This window comes from Pseudomonas sp. NPDC089392 (assembly GCF_044749595.1).
Classification (GTDB): Bacteria; Pseudomonadota; Gammaproteobacteria; order Pseudomonadales; family Pseudomonadaceae; genus Aquipseudomonas.
The window spans coordinates 1-18,302 of the sequence record NZ_JBIVIF010000030.1 but is presented as its reverse complement, the minus strand read 5'-3'; the positions used below and the strand labels follow the sequence as shown (position 1 = coordinate 18,302).

Annotated in this window: 15 protein-coding genes; 11 read left to right on the top strand and 4 right to left on the bottom strand. The window is 63.2% G+C overall.

What is annotated here, in order from left to right:
• Positions 1 to 79: 79 nt before the first annotated feature.
• From ACIP1G_RS22265 to ACIP1G_RS22220, 10 genes are all read left to right on the top strand, one after another.
• Positions 80 to 1,036, top strand: a complete 957-nt coding sequence (locus ACIP1G_RS22265) for a glycosyltransferase family 2 protein (protein ID WP_400740824.1) — start codon at positions 80 to 82, stop codon at positions 1,034 to 1,036.
• Between the two features lie 8 nt (positions 1,037 to 1,044).
• Positions 1,045 to 1,569, top strand: coding sequence for a serine O-acetyltransferase (locus ACIP1G_RS22260; protein ID WP_400740822.1), 525 nt, complete (start codon positions 1,045 to 1,047; stop codon positions 1,567 to 1,569).
• A 5-nt stretch (positions 1,570 to 1,574) separates the two neighbouring features.
• Entirely contained in the window at positions 1,575 to 2,552 is a 978-nt protein-coding gene (locus tag ACIP1G_RS22255) for a glycosyltransferase family 2 protein (RefSeq protein WP_400740821.1), read from the top strand.
• A 199-nt stretch (positions 2,553 to 2,751) separates the two neighbouring features.
• Complete coding sequence (locus tag ACIP1G_RS22250) at positions 2,752 to 3,954, top strand: glycosyltransferase (RefSeq protein ID WP_400740820.1); 1,203 nt, start codon at positions 2,752 to 2,754, stop codon at positions 3,952 to 3,954.
• Positions 3,951 to 5,138 (top strand): glycosyltransferase family 2 protein, encoded by a 1,188-nt coding sequence (locus tag ACIP1G_RS22245; RefSeq protein ID WP_400740818.1) that lies wholly within the window; start codon positions 3,951 to 3,953, stop codon positions 5,136 to 5,138. The genes ACIP1G_RS22250 and ACIP1G_RS22245 overlap by 4 nt, the downstream gene beginning before the upstream one ends.
• A complete protein-coding gene (locus ACIP1G_RS22240) occupies positions 5,138 to 5,896 on the top strand; it encodes a WecB/TagA/CpsF family glycosyltransferase (protein ID WP_400740914.1) in 759 nt (252 codons plus the stop codon). Before ACIP1G_RS22245 ends, ACIP1G_RS22240 begins: the two co-directional genes overlap by 1 nt.
• A gap of 178 nt (positions 5,897 to 6,074) precedes the next feature.
• The gene (locus ACIP1G_RS22235) at positions 6,075 to 7,496 is read left to right on the top strand and encodes an undecaprenyl-phosphate glucose phosphotransferase (RefSeq protein ID WP_400740912.1); all 1,422 of its coding nucleotides are present in this window, start codon (positions 6,075 to 6,077) and stop codon (positions 7,494 to 7,496) included.
• Between the two features lie 92 nt (positions 7,497 to 7,588).
• Entirely contained in the window at positions 7,589 to 8,665 is a 1,077-nt protein-coding gene (locus ACIP1G_RS22230) for a metal-dependent hydrolase (protein WP_400740816.1), read from the top strand.
• A gap of 191 nt (positions 8,666 to 8,856) precedes the next feature.
• The gene (locus ACIP1G_RS22225; protein ID WP_400740814.1) at positions 8,857 to 9,768 is read left to right on the top strand and encodes a LysR substrate-binding domain-containing protein; all 912 of its coding nucleotides are present in this window, start codon (positions 8,857 to 8,859) and stop codon (positions 9,766 to 9,768) included.
• Positions 9,769 to 9,868: 100 nt separating this feature from the next.
• Entirely contained in the window at positions 9,869 to 10,849 is a 981-nt protein-coding gene (locus tag ACIP1G_RS22220) for an LLM class flavin-dependent oxidoreductase (RefSeq protein ID WP_400740812.1), read from the top strand.
• Positions 10,850 to 11,329: 480 nt separating this feature from the next.
• Here ACIP1G_RS22220 and ACIP1G_RS22215 read toward each other — a convergent pair whose 3' ends face one another.
• The 4 genes from ACIP1G_RS22215 to ACIP1G_RS22200 all read right to left on the bottom strand — a co-directional run bounded on the left by ACIP1G_RS22215 (position 11,330) and on the right by ACIP1G_RS22200 (position 16,826).
• Positions 11,330 to 12,427 carry an alkene reductase gene (locus ACIP1G_RS22215; RefSeq protein ID WP_400740810.1) on the bottom strand — a complete coding sequence of 366 codons (1,098 nt, stop codon included), beginning with the start codon at positions 12,425 to 12,427 and terminating at the stop codon, positions 11,330 to 11,332.
• A gap of 222 nt (positions 12,428 to 12,649) precedes the next feature.
• Positions 12,650 to 13,660: an aldo/keto reductase gene (locus ACIP1G_RS22210; RefSeq protein ID WP_400740808.1), complete on the bottom strand. Its 1,011-nt coding sequence runs from the start codon at positions 13,658 to 13,660 to the stop codon at positions 12,650 to 12,652.
• A 72-nt stretch (positions 13,661 to 13,732) separates the two neighbouring features.
• Positions 13,733 to 15,253, bottom strand: a complete 1,521-nt coding sequence (locus ACIP1G_RS22205; RefSeq protein ID WP_400740807.1) for an FAD-dependent oxidoreductase — start codon at positions 15,251 to 15,253, stop codon at positions 13,733 to 13,735.
• A gap of 244 nt (positions 15,254 to 15,497) precedes the next feature.
• Complete coding sequence (locus tag ACIP1G_RS22200; protein ID WP_400740805.1) at positions 15,498 to 16,826, bottom strand: MFS transporter; 1,329 nt, start codon at positions 16,824 to 16,826, stop codon at positions 15,498 to 15,500.
• A gap of 163 nt (positions 16,827 to 16,989) precedes the next feature.
• Between ACIP1G_RS22200 and ACIP1G_RS22195 the strand changes: the two genes are divergently transcribed.
• Positions 16,990 to 18,087: a sugar diacid recognition domain-containing protein gene (locus ACIP1G_RS22195; RefSeq protein ID WP_400740803.1), complete on the top strand. Its 1,098-nt coding sequence runs from the start codon at positions 16,990 to 16,992 to the stop codon at positions 18,085 to 18,087.
• Positions 18,088 to 18,302: the final 215 nt, after the last annotated feature.

Sequence of the window (18,302 nt, the reverse complement as noted above, 5' to 3'; positions counted from 1 at the left end):
CGGTCAGCACCCAGAACAACGAGACCGAAAGCGCCTCAGGGACAGTTCAGATTGCTTTGATCCTGGGGGGGCAACAACAATGAATAACAAACCGGTTGATGTCATGGTGGTCAACTTCAACACCGCGTCATTGCTGCAGCCTATGTTCGATGCGCTGCGCCAGGCAGACAGCGAAAAGCTGGCCAGCTACCTGGTCGTGGACAACGCGTCGGCCGATGACTCGGTACAGCGCATGGCCCAGGTGTGCCCTGAAGCACTGCTGCTGAGCAACAAGAAGAACATCGGTTTTGGCCGCGCCAACAACCAGTTGCTGGCGCACCTGAGGGGCAAATACGCCCTGTTGCTCAATACCGATGCCTTTGTGGCGGCCGATTCCCTGCAGAAAACCCTCGACTATATGGATGCCCACCCGGAGTGCGGCATTCTGGGCGTTCGCCTGGAAGGCCGTGACGGCGCCCTGCAACCCAGCTGCCGCTACTTCCCGACACCGCTGAACCTGTTTGTCGGGCGTACCGGGTTGGAGCGTTTTTTCCCGGGCCTGAAGATGGTCGACGAAATGAGTTGGGACCATGCCTCGGTGCGCGAGTGCGACTGGCTGCCTGGCTGCTTCTACCTGATACGCCGCGAGGTGCTCGACCAGGTGGGCCTGTTCGACCCCCGCTACTTCCTTTACTACGAGGAGGTCGACCACTGTAAACGGGTGAAGGAGGCAGGCTGGAAAGTGGTGTTCTACCCGCACACCACGGTGGTGCACATTGGTGGCGAGAGCTCCAAGTCGGTGACCGAACTGGAGGCGGCCAGCCGGCAGATTTCGACTTATCAGATCGAAAGCGAACTGCTGTATTTCCGCAAGCATCACGGGGTAGTGGGGCTAGCCCTGCACATGCTGCTGGTTACCCTGAGCGACATGCTGCTGGCACTCAAGGCGCTGTTGAAACGACGCGGCTGGGGCGCGATACAGGCCTGCTGGCGTCATTGCCGGGCAACCTGGTCACTGCTGCTCAAGACCCGGTATGCCAGCCAACCGACAAGGTAGGGGGAGCCATGTTCGAGAATATTCGTGCCGACCTGCGTGCCCACGGCGGGGACTGGGGCGCCCAGGGCTTCTGGGTATTGCTGGTCTATCGCTTTGGCCGTTGGCGCTATGGCGTGCGCCCGGCGCTGCTGCGCAAGCTGTGCTCAGGCATTTACAAGGTCCTGTACAAGTTCGTGCAGATCATCACCGGCGTGGAGCTGCCGTGCGAGGCAGTGATCGGCCGCAACTTCGTCATCGACCATTTTGGCGGCATCGTCGTCAGTGGTTATGCCCGGTTCGGCGACGACTGCCGCATTCGTAATGGCGTGGTGGTGGGCCTGAAGAATGTCAGCGAGGTGGTTGCACCGGTGTTCGGCAACAACGTGGACATCGGCACCGGGGCCAAGGTACTGGGCAGCATCCGCATTGGTAACAATGTGATCATCGGTGCCAATGCCGTGGTGCTGGTGGATGTACCAGACAACTCCCTGGCGGTGGGCGTGCCGGCCACCATCAAGGCCAGGCAACCGGCCACAATGGCGCCTGTCGAGTGAGGACCATGGGGAAAGCAATCGGAGTGGTGGTCATCGGCCGCAACGAAGGCCAGCGCCTGGAGCGCTGCCTGCGTTCGCTGGCGCAAGGTGCGGACAAGGTCATGTATGTCGACTCGGGCTCCACCGACGGCTCTTTGCAGTTGGCCCGCAGCCTGGGGGTGGAGGTGCTGGCGTTGGACATGGGCATCCCGTTCACCGCCGCGCGCGCCCGCAACGAAGGCTTCGCCGCCTTGCAGCGGCTGCTGCCAACGATGCAACTGGTGCAGTTCGTCGATGGCGATTGCGAGGTGGATGCCCGTTGGCTTGGCACCGCGCAGGCGTTTCTCGACCAGCACCCGGAAGTCGCGGTGGTGTGTGGGCGCCGGCGTGAGCGCTTCCCCCAGCGGTCGGTGTACAACCTGCTGTGCGACCTGGAATGGGACACACCGATTGGCGAGGCCAAGGCGTGTGGTGGCGATGCGCTGATGCGCGTGGAGGCCTTCGCCGCCGTTGGCGGTTTCCGCCCCGACCTGATCGCCGGCGAGGAGCCTGAGCTGTGCGTGCGCTTGCGCGCCAAGGGTTGGAAGGTCTGGCGCCTGGGCGCCGAAATGACCTTGCACGACGCTGCCATGACCCATTTCAGCCAATGGTGGCGGCGCAGCCTGCGTGCCGGCCACGCCTATGCCGAAGGGGCTTACCTGCATGGTCGGCCACCCGAGCGGCACTGGCTGCGTGAGTCGCGCCGGGCCTGGTTATGGGGCTTGGGCATACCCGTGACGGTCCTGTTGGCCTGCCTGCTGCTGGGCGGTTGGGGCCTGCTGTTGCTGTTGGTGTACCCGCTGCAGGCCGTGCGCCTGGCGCGCCGCGGTGGCAAGGCGACGCGCGAGAACTGGCTGCAAGCGGTGTTCCTGGTGCTGGGCAAGTTTCCGGAAATGCTCGGCCAGCTGAAGTTCCTGCGCCACCGCTTTGCGGCCGGCAAGTCGGCTTTGATCGAATACAAATGAGCAAGGCCCAGTGGCTTGACGATGTTTTCACCCACTTGCAGGCAGCATTCCAAGCAGCGTTCACAACCTTGGGCTACAAGGAAAACAGGGGGATGCATTTACGTTGAATGCATCGGCAGTAGACACACCACCCGTAGTCGACAGCAGTGAAGCTGGGCAGGGGAGGTTGGTCATCAAGCGGGTTTGGATCTGGATACGTATGCGCATTGCTTACTTCATCAATCAGTACCCAAAGGTCAGCCACAGTTTCATCCGCCGCGAAATCCTGGCGCTTGAGCGCCAGGGGGTAGAGGTGCAGCGTATTGCCCTGCGCGGCTGGGACGCCGAGCTGCAGGACGCCGAGGACACCACGGAGCGGGGCAAGACCCGCTACGTACTGCAAGACGGCGTCAAAGGGTTGCTGACACCGACGTGGCAGGTGCTGCGCGCGCAGCCGGGGCGTTTCTTCCAGGCCCTGTGGCTGGCCATGCGCCTTGGCCTACGGGCGGACCGCCCCTGGCCCTATCACCTGGTCTACCTGGCCGAGGCCTGCCAAGTGCTGCAGTGGTTGCAGGCTGGCGGGGCGAAACACGTGCATGCGCATTTCGGTACCAATTCCACCGAAGTGGTCATGCTGGCCAACGTGCTCGGCGGGCCGGCGTTCAGCTTTACCGTGCATGGGCCGGAAGAGTTCGACAAGCCACAGTTCCTGCACATGGGCGAAAAGGTGCGGCGTGCCGCCTTTGTCGCGGCGGTGAGCTCCTACGGCCGCAGCCAGCTGTTCCGCTGGGTGGCGCATGAGCACTGGGCCAAGGTGAAGGTGGTGCATTGCGGCCTGGAGCGGGGCTTTCATCAGGTGGCGCCGGTCAATGTGCCGTCGGCACCCAGGCTGGTGTGCGTCGGGCGCCTGTGCGAGCAAAAGGGCCAGTTGCTGTTGATCGAGGCGGCGCGCAGGTTGGCCGCACAGGCGGTTGCCTTTGAGCTGGTACTGGCGGGTGACGGTGAGATGCGCGCGCAGATCGAAGCCTTGATTGCCCAGCACGGCTTGCAGCAGCAGGTGCGCATTACCGGCTGGATCAGCAGCGCACAGGTGCGCGAAGAAATCCTCGCCACCCGCGCGCTGGTGCTGCCCAGCTTCGCCGAGGGCCTGCCGGTGGTGATCATGGAGGCCATGGCCTTGCGTCGGCCAGTGCTGACCACCTATGTGGCCGGCATCCCCGAGCTGGTGCGGACTGGCGAGAACGGCTGGTTGTTCCCCGCCGGTGCCGTGGACGAACTGGCGGCGGCCATGGCCGACTGCCTGGCACAACCTGCCGAAGTGCTGCAGCGCATGGGGGAGGCGGCCTATCAGCGCGTGTTGCAACGGCACGACATAGACACCGAGGCGGCCAGGCTGGCCGGCTACTTCAAGGCATCCGCATGATAACTGTACTGGGGTGGTTACTGGGCCTGCTGGCGGTTATCGCCTTGGTGCCTGCGACAGTGTTTTTCCTGCAGGTGCTGCTGGCTTGCCTGCCGGCGCGCACGCGGCCCCTGGGCAACAGCGTGCGGCCACGGGTGGCGGTGTTGATACCTGCTCATGATGAAGCGTCGATCATTCGTGCAACGCTGGCGACTGTCGGGCCGCAGTTGCTGGAGGGCGACCGCTTGCTGGTGGTGGCAGACAACTGCACGGACGACACGGCGCGACTGGCTCGCGAGGCCGGTGCCGAAGTGGTGGAACGCCACGATGCGCTGTTGCGCGGCAAGGGCTACGCGCTGGACTTCGGCGTGCGGCACCTGGCCCAGCGGCCGCCCGAAGTGGTGATTGTGGTGGATGCGGATTGCCAGGTAAGCGCGGGGGCGATCGAGCGCCTGGCGCGTCGCTACCAGGAAGTCGAACGCCCGGTACAAGCGCTTTACCTGATGCGTGCACCCGCAGGTGCCGGGTTGAAAGTGCAGGTTGCCGAATTTGCCTGGCGAGTGAAAAACCTGGTGCGCCCACGTGGCTGGGCGCGGCTGGGCTTGCCATGCCAGTTGATGGGCGCGGGCATGGCGTTTGGTTGGCACGACCTGGCCTCGATCGACCTGGCCAATGGTCACCTGGTCGAAGACATCAAGCTCGGCCTGGACCTTTGCCAGCAGGGCAAGCCGCCGGTGTTCTGCCCCGAAGCCTTGGTCACCAGCCAGTTCCCATCCAGCCAGCAAGGCCTGAACAGCCAGCGTACACGCTGGGAGCATGGTCACCTTGGCTTGATACTGGCCGATGCGCCAAAGCGGGTGCTGGCTGCGCTTGCCCAGGGTAATGGCAGCCTGTTTGCGATGACCCTGGACCTGATGGTGCCCCCTTTGGCGTTGTTGGTGCTGACGCTGCTAGGGCTGAACCTGGTGGCGTGGTTGGCCTACCTGCTGTTCGGCCTGGTGGCCCCTGCGTGCATCGCGCTTACCGCGTTGGGCATGCTGGGCCTTGCCGTTGTGCTGGCGTGGGCGCGGTTCTGTCGCGAACTGATCCCGTTTTCCGTACTGCTGTATGCGCCATTTTACGCGGCAAGGAAAATCCCCTTGTATCTCGGTTTTCTGATCAAGCGCCAGGTCGAATGGGTGCGTTCAAAAAGGGACGATGGCTGATGGGCGAGCAGCATTGGCAGAAACGCTGGAAGACTATTATCGACAAGCTCGATGTGGTACCGGACGACGCCGCAGCGCAGCGCCTGCTGAACACGCTGACCTGCCCGGAAACAACCACGGTGCTGGGTTTTGTCAATGCCCATGCAATGAACCTGGTGGTAGCAGACGCTGAATACTGCGCTGCGCTCTCGGCTGCAGACGTGTTGCTGCGTGACGGTTCCGGCATGTCGCTGCTTTACCGCCGCCTGGGGCTTGAGCCTGGGCTGAACATGAACGGTACCGACTTCATCCCCAGGCTGATGGCTGCTTACCGGGGGCGACGGGTGGCGTTCTGGGGCACGCAGCACCCTTACTTGGGGCAGGCCGTGCAGCGCAGCGAAAGCCTGTTCGGGGTAGTGCCGGTTTCGGTTCACGATGGCTTTGCCAGTGTCGATAGCTACCTGGCGTTGGCCAGGGAGCAGCAACCGGAGCTGATCGTGCTGGGCATGGGCATGCCCAAGCAGGAAGCCGTGGCGGCCAGGTTGGCCGCCACGGGCAGGCCCTGCCTGATCGTGTGTGGTGGGGCGATTCTGGACTTTCTCGGCGGTAAGGTCAGCCGGGCGCCGCGCTGGCTGCGGCGCTTGGGGGGCGAGTGGGCCTACCGGCTGCTGTGTGAGCCGAAACGTTTGTTCAAGCGCTACGTGGTGGGCAATCCGCTATTTTTGCTGCGCAGCTTGTTGTTTGGCAAAGCGGCGGTTTCGGCCAGGCGAGCCGTGTGAATCGGCCAAAAAACGAGGTAACGACCTTTCACGGCACACCCGCGGCAGGTGGCTGCTACAGTGATATCAATGGCTTGGGGGCCGCACGATCCTGCTTCATTGGCTTTGCATAAGCTGTTTTCAAGACTTGATGTTTGATGGAAAGGCACTTGCTACGCTCAAATTAATGAGGTCTGAAATGGTTTTCGAACCCAGAAGCAGTCGCTCTTTGCTGCAAAGAAGAAGTAGCGTAAGCAACGCCATCCAGGCAGGTCTTGACGGTATTGCTGTAACCGGTATTGCCTGGTACCTGATCTATGATCAGTTCGGCTATATCACGTCTGATTACGTGATCATGCTGTTGTTGCTGATAGGTGCGCTGGCCGTCATTTACGATCATTATGCGATCTACCGTACCAACGTCGCGCTTTCGATCAAGGCATTCCGGCTCTTCAAGGCGTGGTCGGCAACGTTTTGTTTTTTGGTGGTCATGGCCTTTTTGACCAAACAAAGTGAAACCTATTCGCGGCTGCTGGTCGTGCAGTTGTTCATCATTGGCTACATTGCCCAGCTATTCCTGCACTTTGCTGTGCGTGAATTGCAAAAGCGTTTTACTGCGCATGCGCGCCTGGATAATGCACTGATTATTGGCGCCGGTGACCTGGCTAACTTCCTGTATCAAAAAATCAGTAATAACCCCTGGTTCGGCGAGCGGGTACTGGGCTGCGTGCTGATCGGCCAGGCCGATGAGCCGGGGCGCGAAAGTGCCGAGGGCAAACAACGCCTGCCGGTGCTCGGGCATATTACCGAGCTCGACGAGATCCTGGTCCAGCACGGTATTCGAACCGTGTACCTGGTAACACCGCTCGGGGGCTCCGAAGTCATCAATGATGTCTACTTCAAGTTGCTCGACAAGTGCATTGCGGTGAACTGGGTACCGGATATCTTTTCGTTACGCCTGATCAACCACAGCGTGCGGGAAATTGCCGGTATCCCGGTGCTGACCTTGTCTGAAACACCGCTGACGGGCATGAGCCTGTTCTTGAAAAACCTCGAAGACAGGGTGCTGGCGGCGCTGATTCTGTTATTTGCATCGCCCGTGCTGCTGGCCGTTGCGCTGGCAATCAAGCTCGACAGCCGCGGGCCGGTATTCTTCCGCCAGGAGCGTGCGGGCTGGACCGGGGAATCGTTCCGCATCTGGAAGTTCCGCAGCATGCATGTTCACAAGCCGGAAGATGGCGCGGTCATACAGGCGCAAAAGAATGACCCGCGGCTGACCCGGGTAGGGGCCTTTATCCGCCGCACCAGCCTGGATGAACTGCCGCAGTTGTTCAACGTGCTGACCGGGGAAATGTCGCTGGTTGGCCCACGGCCGCATGCCTTGCAACATGACACGATGTACTCGCAGGACATCGTCGACTACTTTGCCCGCCACAACATCAAACCTGGCATGACCGGTTTGGCGCAAGTGCGCGGCTTCAGGGGCGAGACCAAGGATATCGAGCAGATGATCCAGCGGGTGGACTCGGACATCGAATACATCAACAACTGGTCGTTGTGGCTGGATTTCGTGATCCTGGTGCGCACCCTCAATGCGTTCACAGGCAAGCAGGCTTATTGAGCGCGATGTGAGGCATGACTGGCCAGTAGCCGATTTGCACTGCTGGCCTGGATGACTGTAGCTTCCGGAAACCCCCTTTCAGGAATGCTCCCTTGGACTCGATCACCCAAGCCGTTCTTGGCGCCGCCCTGCAAGGTACCGTGCTGGGCCGCATCCAGGGCCGCCGCTCGCTGCTTTATGGTGCTGCGCTGGGCACACTGCCTGACCTGGATGTCATCATCCGCTATGCCGACCCGGTGTCGCAGATGACCTACCACCGCGGTTTTTCCCACTCCCTGTTCGTGCTGACCGGGCTGGCTTTGCTGCTGGCCTGGCTGGTCAACACATGTTGGCCCGGTAAAGGCTACACCTTGCCCAGGTTGTTCCTGGCGTTCTGGCTGGTGCTGGTCACACACCCGCTGCTCGACGCTTTCACGGTCTACGGCACGCAGCTGTTCTGGCCCTTGCCAACCACCCCGGAAAGCTGGGCAGCGGTGTTCATCATCGACCCGGTTTACACCTTGCCGCTGTTGGCCGCGGTGGCCTACGCGGTCATCAAAGGGCTGAGCGGCAAGGCTGTGCGATTACTTGCCCTGGCGCTGCTGTTCAGCACGGCTTACCTGGGCTTTGGCCTGGCCGGGCGCATGGCGGCCGAGCAGCGTTTCCAGGCGGCCTTGAACCAGCAAGGTATCGTCGCCAGCGACGTACGCGCCGTACCAATTGCCTTCAACAGCCTGGTCTGGCGGGTGCTGGCCAAGACCCCGGATGGCGATTACTACGAAGGCATCAGCAGCGGGTTCGACCGCCAGGCACCGGAAATGCAGCGCTTGCCGCGTAATCTGGAATTGGCCAAAGCATTGGCAGCTGACCCACTGCATCAGCGCCTGCGCTGGTTCACCAACGACTGGCTGCGTTACGACCAGGTGGGCGATGCGCTGGTGGTCACCGACCTGCGCATGGGCATCCCGGGGGGCTACACCTTTCGCTTCAACATGGCGCACCGCGACAGCCAAGGCCACTGGGTTGTCGATGTGCCCTCGATGTGGAAAGGTGCCGGGCCTGGCTCGATGTTCAATGGCGATGACCTGGTGCTGATCTGGCGGCGTATCGTTGCACAACAGCCGCCTTTGCCGCTGGCTGCCTGGACCGAGCGCTATCTTCGGCCCGGCGCAGCAGAGCGCGTGCGTTGAGTCTGCTATGGGGCCGCGTTGCGGCCCTTCGCGGGTAAACCCGCTCCTACAAGGGACAGCGCTGTGCTTGAGACTTGCGCTGTCCCGTGTAGGAGCGGGTTTACCCGCGAAGGGCCGCAACGCGGCCCCCGCTTGCAATCTTCAATTTCATACCCATCTACAGCGGTCACCTTGAACCAAGGATCCCAGCCATGGAACCCAACCGCTTCGGCGACATCGCCGCCTTCGTCAGTGCCGCGAAGGCCGGCAGTTTCACCGCCGCCGCCGCCGGCCTGGGCCTGACGCGTTCGGCGGTGGGCAAGAGCATCGCCCGCCTGGAAGCACGCATGGCCGTGCGCCTGCTCAACCGCACTACGCGCAAGCTGAGCCTGACCGACGAGGGCCTGGTCGCCTACGAGCGCTGGCGGCAGATTCTGGATGACCTGGATGAAGTGGAAAGCACCATGGCCCAGCGCCGCGGCAAACCCACCGGCACCCTGCGCCTGACCGCACCGTTGTCGCTGGGCCAGCGTCACGTGCTGCCGATTCTTGACCAGTACCTCAAGAAATGGCCCGAACTGCGCGCGGACATTCGCTTCACCGACCGTTTCGTCGACCTGGTCGAGGAGGGTGTTGACGTCGCCGTGCGTATCGGCGCGCCCAAGGAAGATTCACAACTGTTGACCCGCACGGTGGCCTGGCAGCAGTTTGTCACCTGTGCGTCGCCCGCGTACCTCGACGCGCGTGGTGTACCCCAGGTGCCCGCCGACCTCTACGGCCACGACAAGATCGCCTTCCTGGCCGGCGAAAAAGCCATGCCCTGGCGCTTCCATACCGAGGCTGGGCTGCATTTGTGCGAAGACCCCGGGCGGCTGAACATCGACAGCTCCGAGGCCATGCTCGATGGCGCTCGGGCAGGCTTCGGGCTGATTCACCTGCCCACCTACATCACCGGTGACGACCTGCGCGCCGGCACCCTGGTGGAAGTGCTTCAAGGCTACCGGCCACCGGCAGACCCGATCCGCATCGTGTACCCAAGCAAGCGTCACCTGTCACCACGGGTACGTGGCTTCATCGACCTGCTGGTGGCCAGCTGGGAACCGGGCGTGCCCTGGGAGTATTGATTGGGGACTGACAGGCCCTTATGTCGGGCCTGAAGCTGGGTTTATCACTGGCTTTGCAGCAGGGAAACTGGCAGCCACTGATAATCCCTCTGGAGACCCCATGACTGCTCTGTCCGTACTGGATCTGGTGATGATCGGCGAAGGCAAGACCTTCGCCGACGCAATCGAAGAATCCCGCCAACTGGCGCGCCATGTCGAGCAACAGCAATACAGCCGCTACTGGATCGCCGAACACCACGACATGCCGGGCATCGGCTCGGCCGCCACCTCGCTGGTGATCAACGAGATCGCCAACGCCACCAAGCATATCCGCGTAGGTGCCGGTGGCATCATGCTGCCCAACCATGCGCCGCTGGTGATGGCCGAACAGTTCGGCACGCTCGACACCCTGCACCCGGGCCGCATCGACCTGGGCCTGGGGCGCGCGCCGGGCACCTCCGGGCCGACCGTGCGGGCCTTGCGCGGTGCCGCGCCAGAGCGCGACTTCAGCCAGGACATTGCCGAGCTGCGTGACTACCTGGCCGACAACGGCAACCGCCGGGTGCGCGGTGTACCGGGCGCGCACGCGGTGCCGGTGTGGATCCTTGGCTCCAGCCTGTTCGGCGCCGACCTGGCGGCGAAGTTGGGCTTGCCTTATGCCTTTGCCTCGCACTTTGCCCCGCGTTACCTGTTGCAGGCGATTGCCCATTATCGAGCCAACTTCCAGCCGTCGGCGCAATTGGCCAAGCCCTATGTGATGGTGGGCATGAACCTGTTCGCCGCAGGCAGCGATGCCGAGGCGGATTACCTGGCCAGTTCCCATCGCAAGTGGATGCTTGACCTGCACGTCGGGCGTTTCGGTTTGTTGCCCAAACCGCAGGAGGGCTATGTCGAAAGCCTGCCGGAACATGAGCGGGCAGTGCTGGGGCAGGTGATGGCCTGCACCGTGGCCGGTGGGCCTGAGCGGGTTCGGGAAGGGTTGCGCTCGCTGATCGAGCAGACCGGGGCGGATGAACTGATGATCGATTGCCGCATCCATGACCCGCTGGCGCGGCAGCGCTCGCATGCCTATGCGGCTCAAGCACTGGCTGAACTGGGTTAAGGCTGCCGGCGTCTTCGCGGGTAAACCCGCTCCTACAAGACCTCACATTTTGTGGCCCCCTGTAGGAGCGGGTTTACCCGCGAAGAGGCCGGCACAGGCAACAGAAAAGGCGCTCAGGTGCATGTCTTGGGATTTGAGGCGATGCACAGATCGAGCGCCGCCCGCGCGGCGCTTCGCGGCACAAGGCCGCTCCCACATTTGTTTCGGGCCAATTATTCCTGTGCCAGGTGGGTTGCAGCCCTGGTGCCTGGCTGGAGATCGATGAGGAGCCACTGCGTCCCCTTCGATATCGAAGGGAACAGCAAGGCGGCCAGCGGTGACTTCACAGGCGTGACTGGCCCGAAACAGACAGTGGGAGCGGGCTTGTCCCGCGAAGCGCCGCGCGGGCGGCGCTCGATCTCAAAGGCGACGAAAATATTGTGCCAAGCACATCGCAACCAAGATGCTTAAAAAGGAGCCTAACAAGCTCCCTTTCCAGCATCACGCCCGCTTGAGGAACGGATAATCCGTATACCCTTCAGCCCCATTGGCATAATCGAACTGCGCCCGGTGCTCGTTCAGCGGCGCCTGCAGCCGCAGCCGTTCGACCAGGTCCGGGTTGGCAATGTAGCTGCGCCCGAACGCCACGGCATCAATCAGACCCCGCCCAATCAGGTCTTCGCCTTTCTCGGCGGTATACGCACCAGCAGCAATGATCACCCCCGGGTAGGCGGCGCGGATGGCCTGACGGAATTCATCACGTAGCGGCTTGCCACCGGCCCAGTCCGGCTCGGACAGGTGCAGGTAGGCCAGGTTGCGCTTGGCCAGCTCGCGAATCAGGTACAAGCCTGCGGCTTCCTGGTCTTCGCCATTGTCCACGCCATTGAAACCACCCAACGGGAACACACGGATACCCACGCGTTCAGCGCTCCAGCTGGCAATCGCCGCGTCCACTGCTTCAAGCACGATGCGCGCACGGTTCTCGACACTACCGCCGTAGCGGTCTTCGCGCTGGTTGGCACTTGGGGTGAGGAACTGGTGCAACAGGTAGCCGTGGGCGGCGTGCAGCTCGATGAAGTCGAACCCGGCCTCGCGGGCATTCACCGCAGCCTGGCCGAAATCGGCGACGACACCGGCAATTTCTGCCTCGCTGAGTGCGCGCGGTGCAGAGGTTTCGGCACGTATCAGGTTGCCTTGCTCGTCACGCAGGGTGGTACGTGCCCCGGCCGGCAGTGCGGACGGCGCCACCGGGGCTTCGCCGCCGGGTTGCAGGGAAGTGTGCGACACCCGCCCGGTGTGCCATACCTGTACGGCACTGTGGCCGCCGTCGGCGTGGATACCCTCGTTGATGTTTTTCCAGGCAGCGATCTGCTCAGCGCTGTGAATGCCTGGCGAGCCGGAATAGCCCTTGGCCTGGAAAGAGATTTGCGTGGCTTCGGTGATGATCAGCCCGGCGCTGGCACGCTGGCGGTAGTACTCGGCCATCAGCGGGGTCGGTACGTCGCCCGGCTCCAGGCTGCGCAGGCGGGTGAGGGGGGCCATGAACACGCGGTTGGGCAGGGTGAGTGGGCCGATTTGCAGCGGTTGCAAGAGTTTCATTGCAGCTCCAGAGGTGGAAAACCAATGGTGCGCACGATACCGAGGTGATTGGGGAAAGGGGGGACCGGGAGCCCGGCGCAGGGCTCCCCAATGGCCTGTGTGTTGCCTGTTTTGCCTCTTCGCGGGTAAACCCGCTCCTACAACGATTGCACATTGCCCGAAGGTGTAGGTAATCCTTGTAGGAGCGGGTTCACCCGCGAAGAGGCCAGAACAGGAGGAAAATCAACTACGCGCCAAACGCCCACTCACATAATGCGCCACATCATTGAACCCCGGCGTAGAAGCATGCCCCGGCGTCACCAGCGAATCAATGAACGCCTCATCCTCCGCAGTGATCTTCACCGCCAGCGCACCGCCATAGGTGTCCCATTGCTCTTCAGTCCGCGGCCCGACAATCGCCGAACTGACCAGCTGGTTGTTCAGCACCCAGGCAATCGCGAACTCGACGCTGCCCACGCCCTTGGCCTCCACATACGCCTGGATCTGCCGGGCAATGGCCAGCGATTCCTGGCGCCACTCCACCTCCATGATGCGCTTGTCCTGGCGCCCGGCGCGGCTGCCGGCATCCGGCACCGCACCCGGCGCATACTTGCCACTGAGCACGCCCCGCGCCAACGGGCTGAACGGCACTACGCCCAGGCCATGGGCTGCTGCGGCGGTAAGTTGCTCCGGCTCGGCCTGGCGGTTGACGATGTTGTACAGCGGCTGGCTTACCACCGGCTTGGGCACACCGAGGCGTTCGGCAATATGGCAGACCTCGGCAATGCGCCAGCCGCGGAAGTTGGACACGCCCCAATAGCGGATCTTGCCCTGGCGCAGCAAGTCGCCAATCGCCTGCACGGTCTCTTCCAGCGGCACCTTGTGGTCTTCGCGGTGCAGGTAATAGATGTCCAGGTAGTCCATGCCCATGCGCGTCAGCGTGGCATCCAGGCCGTTGAAGATGTGCTTGCGCGACAGCCCGCTACGGTTAGGCAGGCCGTCGACCGGGCCAAAGCCGACCTTGCTGGCGACAATCCAGTCCTGGCGATGACGGGCCACCGCTTCGCCGACGATTTCTTCCGAGCGACCACCGTTGTACACGTCAGCGGTGTCGATGAAGTTGATGCCCTGGTCCCAGGCCTTGTCGATGATACGCAGGGCGTCCTCGGTGCTGGTCTGCCCGCCGAACATCATGCTGCCCAGGGTAAGGGCGGAAACCTGCAGGCCACTGTGGCCGAGGGGACGGTAGATCATGCGCGTGGGTCCTTTTGCAATCGGCTGAACTACCTGTTTTACACACAACCGAGGTGCATTGAAAGGCAACCCTCAACTGATCAGTGCCAAAGCGTCCTGCAGGCTCAACGGTCGCTTCATGCGCTGCGACAGTGTCGCCATGGCATCGGAATAGCCTTTGGCGATGACCGCCTCGACCTGTTCATCCACGCATTGCAGGGCAATGAAGTCGCCTTTTTCCGGCTCACCGACGTACTCGATACGGTTCCAGTCCCGCGCATGGCCCAGTACTTCATAGGTGCGGCCGTGCTGATAGGTCCAGAAGAACGGCACGTCGGCGTAGCGGCGCTGCTCGCCGAGCATGTTGGCGGCGGCGATCACCCCGTGTTGCTGGGCCAGGCGCCAGTGTTCGATGCGCACCGGGCGCCCCGAGAGTGGAAAGGTGGCGATATCCCCTGCGGCCCACAGGCCGTCGGCAGCGCGCATTTCGGCATCGACACGCACTGACTTGTCGTCGGCCAGCGGCACGCACTGGATGAACGCGGTGGCCGGCTTTACCCCGGTGCCCAGCAACACCAGCGGCGTCTGCAGCCGCTCACCGTTGGCCAGCAGTACGGCTTCGACCTTGCTCTGGCCTTCGATACGTTCGACTTCCGTGGGGCCGTGGAAGGTGACCCCTTTGCGTTCATGCAACTCGCGGATAGAGCGGCCGATACGCTCGCCCAGCTGCCGGACCAAGGGCACTTCATGCCGGGTGACCACGTGCACTTGTGCGCCGTACTTGCGCAACGCCGAGGCGGCTTCCAGGCCAATGAAGCCGTCGCCGACGATGACCACTGGCTGGCCGGGTTCGGCGGCGTCGAGCAATTGCGCGGCATCGTCCCGTGAGCGCAGGGTAAACACCCCAGGCAGGTCGACACCGGGGATATCGGGCCGCAGCGCTTTGCCGCCGCTGGCCATCAGGCAGGCGTCGTAGTCGATCTGCTGGCCGTCAGCGAGGATGAGTTGGCGCTTCTGGCTGTTCAGCGTACGCACTTTGCCGTGCTTGCGCTCCAGCTGGCCCTTGCGCAAGGCGTCGGCCTGGAGCAACGCGGGCACTTCATCGGGCGCCATCTGCCCGGCAATCACGAATTTGCTTAGCGAGGTGCGGTCGTAGGCTGGCTGGCGTTCCTGATCGACCCAGACCAGGCGGCCGGCGAAGCCATGGGCCAGCAAGGTGGCGACTGCGGCACTGCCGGCGGCACCGGCGCCGACCACTACGAAACAGCGGGCATCGCTGTGCCTGGGCGGTTCGATTGCTGGCAGCGGTTGGTCGTCGACCCAGACTTCATCGCCCTTGACCCAAGCCTTGTAGCGGCGCAGGTCGGCCAGGGCCGGGGGTTCGCAGACCGCGCCCTCGTCCACGGCGAACGCGGCCTTGTGCCAGGGGCAGACCAGCAGGCCGCCGCAGATGACGCCTTCATTGAGCGGGGCGCCTTCGTGGGGGCAGTTGCCCTGGTAGGCATGTACCTGGTCACCTTGGCGGATGAGGATGAGTTCTTCGCTACCGGCCTGGACGCGCAAGGGGCGGCTTTCGTCCAGTTGGGCCAGGCGGGCCACGGCGTGCTGGGTCATGGGGCTTCTCCAAAGGGGGCCTTTGGAACCATTTGACGCCTGGGCTGGGGAAGGGGTGCGTTGAGCTGACGATCGGCGGGGGCGGGAAGTTTTGTGTGGCCTGGGCGGGCCTCTTCGCGGGTAAACCCGCTCCCACAGGATCACCTCAGGTTTGGGCAGAGTGGATCCCTGCGGGGCCCACAGGGTAACCACAAGCTGGAAGATTGTGGTATCCCTGTGGGAGCGGGTTTACCCGCGAATGGGTTCAACTGGCCCGTGCAGAACTCAGCGCACCAGCCCGCGTCACGCGCAAGGCCACCAGGCTACCGACCACAATCAGCGCCGCCAGCGAATACAACGCGGCATCGGTAGACCCGGTCTGGTCCTTGATGAACCCGACCAGATACGGGCTGAGGAAGCCAGCCATCTGCCCCACCGAGTTGATGATCGCCAGGCCCGCCACGGCGGCACTGGCGCTGAGCAGCGCCGTCGGCATCGGCCAGAACATCGGTAAGCCAGTGAGGGCGCCCATGGTGGCGATCGACAAGCCGAGGATGGCAATGGTCGGATTACCCGCGAAGTTCACCGCAATCAGCAGGCCGATGGCGCCCATCAGCATCGGTACTACAAGATGCCAGCGGCGCTCGTTGCGCAGGTCGGCCGAGCGACCGCAGAGGATCATGAACACACCGGCCAGCAGGTACGGGATGGCGCTGAGCCAGCCGATCAGCAGTGGGTTGTCGAAGCCCATGCTCTTGATGATCGACGGCAGCCAGAAGTTGATCGCGTACACACCGCTCTGGATGCAGAAGTAGACAAAACCGAAGGTCCAGATCAGCGGGTTGGTCAGCACGGCCAGCACGCTGTCGCCGGTGGTGCTCGGCTTGCTTGCGGCATCGGCCTCCAGGTCGCTGGCAATCACCTGGCGTTCTGCCGGGCTCAGCCAGGGGGCCTTGTGGTAGCCGTCACTGAGCAGAAACACGGCCAGTACACCCAAGGCAACGGTCGGCAGGCCCTGGATCAGGAACATCCACTGCCAGCCGGCCAGGCCATGTTGGCCAGCGGCAAAGTGCTGCAGGATCCAGCCGGAGAACGGCCCGCCGAGCAGGCCCGATACCGGGATCGCCGACATGAACAGGGCCATGATGCGCCCGCGACGGGCCGCCGGGAACCAGCGCGAAAGGTACAGCACCACACCCGGGAAGAAGCCGGCTTCGGCAGCGCCGGTGAGCAGGCGCAGGGCGTAGAACTCGGTTGGGGTGGTGACGAACAGCAGGCAGGTGGACAAGCTGCCCCAGGCGATCATCATCAGCGCTATCCAGCGCCGCGGGCCGAAGCGGTTGAGCGCCAGGTTGCTCGGCAGGCCGCACAGTACGTAGCCGATGAAGAAGATGCCGGCGCCAAGGCCGTACACCGTTTCGCTGAACTTCAGGGCGTCGAGCATCTGCAGCTTGGCAAAGCCGACGTTGACGCGGTCCAGGTAGTTGAACAGGTAGCAGATGAAAATGAACGGAATCAGCCGCAGGGTAATGCGCCGGTACAGCGCGTTGCGGGTGGTATCCGTGCCTTGGTCAGGGGCGGGGCTGTGTGCCATGATCGGGTTCTCTGTTGTTATGGTTGTCGCCGCGTCGCCTGTTCCGGCGCTCGCCCTGACGAGTCTCGGGGACTGCGGCGTGCCTGTCTTTGTGCTTTTGCACAGTGCTTGACCCAGGCTGCTGTGCCCGGGCCCAAAAGCCTAACACCCAAAGGAACACGCAATGTTCGAACTCGACCATGACCTGGCACAGGATATCGTTGACCGGGCAATGGCCATTTTGCCGTGCAACGTCAATGTCATGGACAGCCAGGGCCTGATCCTGGGCAGTGGCGAACCGGAGCGCATCAACACCCGTCACGAAGGCGCGCAACTGGTATTGGCCAACGGCCGCATCGTCGAACTGGACGTGGATGCTGCCAAATGCCTGAAGGGTGTGCAGCCCGGGGTGAACCTGCCGCTGATGCTCGATGGCCGGCTGATGGGCGTGCTGGGCCTGACCGGTGACCCGCAGCAGGTACGCACCTATGGCGAGCTGGTACGCATGACCGCCGAAATGTTGTTGGCCCAGCGCCATTTGCAGGCCGACCAGCAATGGCGGCGGCAGCGCTGTGACGACCTGCTGGCGTTGCTGCTGGGCGGTAGCGGTGACTCCCCGCGTTTGCTCGACGAAGCTCGGCAACTGGGCCTGAAGCCTCAACTGGCGCGCGTGCCGTGCCTGTTCGAACTGGCTTCGGGGCCACCCGCCGAGGCGCTTTCAGCCTGGTTGATGAGCCGTTACCCGGACAGCTGGTGCGTCAGCCCGGCGCGCCAGTCATTACTGTGGTGCCGCCCAGCCGGCGTGGCGCTGGATGAGTCGCGCCTGCTGGAGCGCCTGCAACGCCATGGTTGGGACGTGGAGCGGCTGGCCTTGGGCAGTGCCGCGCAAAGTCTGGAGCAATTGCGCCGGGGTTATCGCCGGGTGCGTGACTTGCTGGCCTACGGGCGCGAGGTGCTGCCCGGCGAGCGCTTGCTCAGCCTGCAGCGTTACCGGCTGCCGGCGCTGTTGTGGCGGCATCGCAACGATGATGCGCTGGATGAGCTGCTGGAGCCATTGCAGCGCATACGTAGCAAGGACAGCAGTGGTCAGCTGCTCGCCACCCTGCGAGCCTGGTGCGCCCATGACGGCCAGAGCCAGTCCTGTGCCGACGCCCTGGGCATTCACCGCAACAGCCTGCGCTACCGCCTGGAGCGGATTGCCGAACTGGGTGAAGTCGACCCGCAGCGCCTGGAAGGCATGCTCAGCTTGTACTTGGGGTTGCAGCTGTTGCCTGCTGACTAAAGGCATGTTGCGCTCGCCATGCACCGCGTTGGATTCTTCGCGGGTAAACCCGCTCCTACAGCCGCGAACACCGGCAAAGCCGGTGCAAGGTGTTCTCCGTGCCTTCAGCAGCGCCTATTCGATCGAGCGCCGCCCGCGCGGCGCTTCGCGGCTAAAGCCGCTCCTACGTTTGTTTCGGGCCAGTCCCTCCTGTGCCAGGCGCGCGCGACCGCCTT